The organism is Corallococcus llansteffanensis (assembly GCF_003612055.1).
In the GTDB taxonomy this organism is placed as follows: Bacteria; Myxococcota; Myxococcia; order Myxococcales; family Myxococcaceae; genus Corallococcus; species Corallococcus llansteffanensis.
In genome coordinates this window covers 1-1,622 of record NZ_RAWB01000991.1, presented here as the reverse complement: position 1 = coordinate 1,622, position 1,622 = coordinate 1, and the positions used below count along the sequence as shown (strand labels likewise).

General features: G+C 72.4%; 2 protein-coding genes. One reads left to right on the top strand and one right to left on the bottom strand.

All coding sequences use genetic code 11. The features are described from left to right. The first annotated feature begins 67 nt into the window (after positions 1–67). Positions 68–1,450: a hypothetical protein gene (locus D7V93_RS42775; protein ID WP_120648652.1), complete on the top strand. Its 1,383-nt coding sequence runs from the start codon at positions 68–70 to the stop codon at positions 1,448–1,450. A 12-nt stretch (positions 1,451–1,462) separates the two neighbouring features. Here the strand turns inward: D7V93_RS42775 and D7V93_RS42770 are convergent, their stop codons facing one another. Beyond that, a complete protein-coding gene (locus D7V93_RS42770) occupies positions 1,463–1,621 on the bottom strand; it encodes an ATP-binding protein (RefSeq protein ID WP_279637000.1) in 159 nt (52 codons plus the stop codon). Position 1,622 lies beyond the last annotated feature (1 nt).

Genomic DNA, 1,622 nt, shown 5'->3' with positions numbered 1-1,622 from the left:
GTTGGGTGGAGGGCGTCCGGGTCGGGAGTGCCTTGACAGGGGCGGTGGGGTGCTCTCACTTGGGGGGATGCTCGCCCTCGCCCTCGCCGCCACCCTGGCGGCCGCACCCGCGCCCCGCGTCGCCTCCTCCACGGTGACGGTCCTCCACATCCCGCAGCTGGACAAGCTCCAGGGGCTGACCGCGTTCATGACGCGGGCGGGGGCGTCCTCGCAGATGCTCAACCCCGCGTCGTGGAGCGGGGAGCTGCACCCGTTCCTGTCCCTCGACGTGACGCGGCCGGAGTCGCTGGCGGAGCTGGGCATCGACGCGGCGGGGCCGCTGTCCGTGTCCATGCGCCAGGACGGCCGCCTGTCCTGCACGCGGGTGAAGGACGCGAAGGTGTTCCAGGAGGCGTCCGCCAACGTGCTCGCGCGCAACGGCGACGTGAAGGCGGGCACGGTGAAGGGCGTGACGACGCTGCGCGCGACCACGGGCATGGGCAGCTTCGCGGGCTACGTCATCAAGGGCTCTGAAGCGTGCGCCTTCCTGAGCACCACGGAGTCGGACGAGGCGCTGCGCAAGGAGGCGGCGAAGCTGGTGTCCCTCAAGGCGCCGGCCGCGGACGCGCGGATGGGGGCGGTGCCCGGGGTGCTGTACGTGGCCACCCAGCAGGGTGTGTTCGGGCTGGACGGCACGGCCAACGGGCTGAAGGTGGAGGGCACGGCGACGAAGCTGCCCCTGCCGCCCTTCCAGTCCCAGGGCACGAGCCCTTACGGCGCGATGGCGGCCACGGGCCTGCTGTTCGCGCGCGCGCAGGTGGCGCCCACGGGGGTGGCGCAGGCGGTGGACTCCGTGCGGGACGCGGTGCAGACGGTGTGTCCCACGTGCCCGGCGGAGCAGGTGAGGGGCATGACGGACGCGCTGGCGAAGCAGCTCACCGGGCACCTGTTGTTCGGGGTGGATTCGGTGAGCGTGCGCGGTTCGCTGCGCAAGCCGGAGGTGCGCTTCTTCGCCGCGAAGCAGGCGCTGGCGGCGGAGGTGGTGGACGCCGCGGCGGTGAAGGCGGCGCTGGCCCCGCTGGCGAAGTTCCCGGGAGCGAAGGCGCTGGATGACGGCTACTCGATGGAGGCCAAGGGCGGCAGCGTCTACGTGCGGCTCAAGGGCAAGCACCTGGTGTTCGGCAACGACTCCACCGTGACGCAGACGGTGCTGGCGTCCGTGCCGGAGAAGGGCGCGCCGCTGGCCCGCGCGGTGGACTTCACGTTGGATCCCAAGAAGGTGGCGCGCGCGCTGTCGCAGGTGTCGCTGATGGACGTGATGGGCGACGAGCGGCTGGCGGCCTTCTTCGGCGCGAGCACGGAGCTGGGGCCGCTGCTCGCCAAGAGCGAGCGCATCACCGGCTGGCTCGACAGCGCGCCCAACGGAGCGCACCGCTTCTGGGTGAACTGGACGCTGCCGGAGAAGCCTTGAGCCCGGGCCCGGTCAATCCCTGACGCCGGGCCCCGGCAGCCGCACCAGGCGCACGGTGAACGTGGTGCCTTCCTCGGCGGTCGACTGGACCATGATGCGCCCTCCGTGGGCCTCCACGATGGACCGCACGATGTAGAGGCCCAGCCCCACGCTGCGCCCCGCCCGGTCGATC

Bases quoted from the DNA above. Each gene is read 5' to 3' on its own strand.
- D7V93_RS42775 (WP_120648652.1), top strand. From the start codon at position 68: ATGCTCGCCCTCGCCCTCGCCGCCACCCTGGCGGCCGCACCCGCGCCC.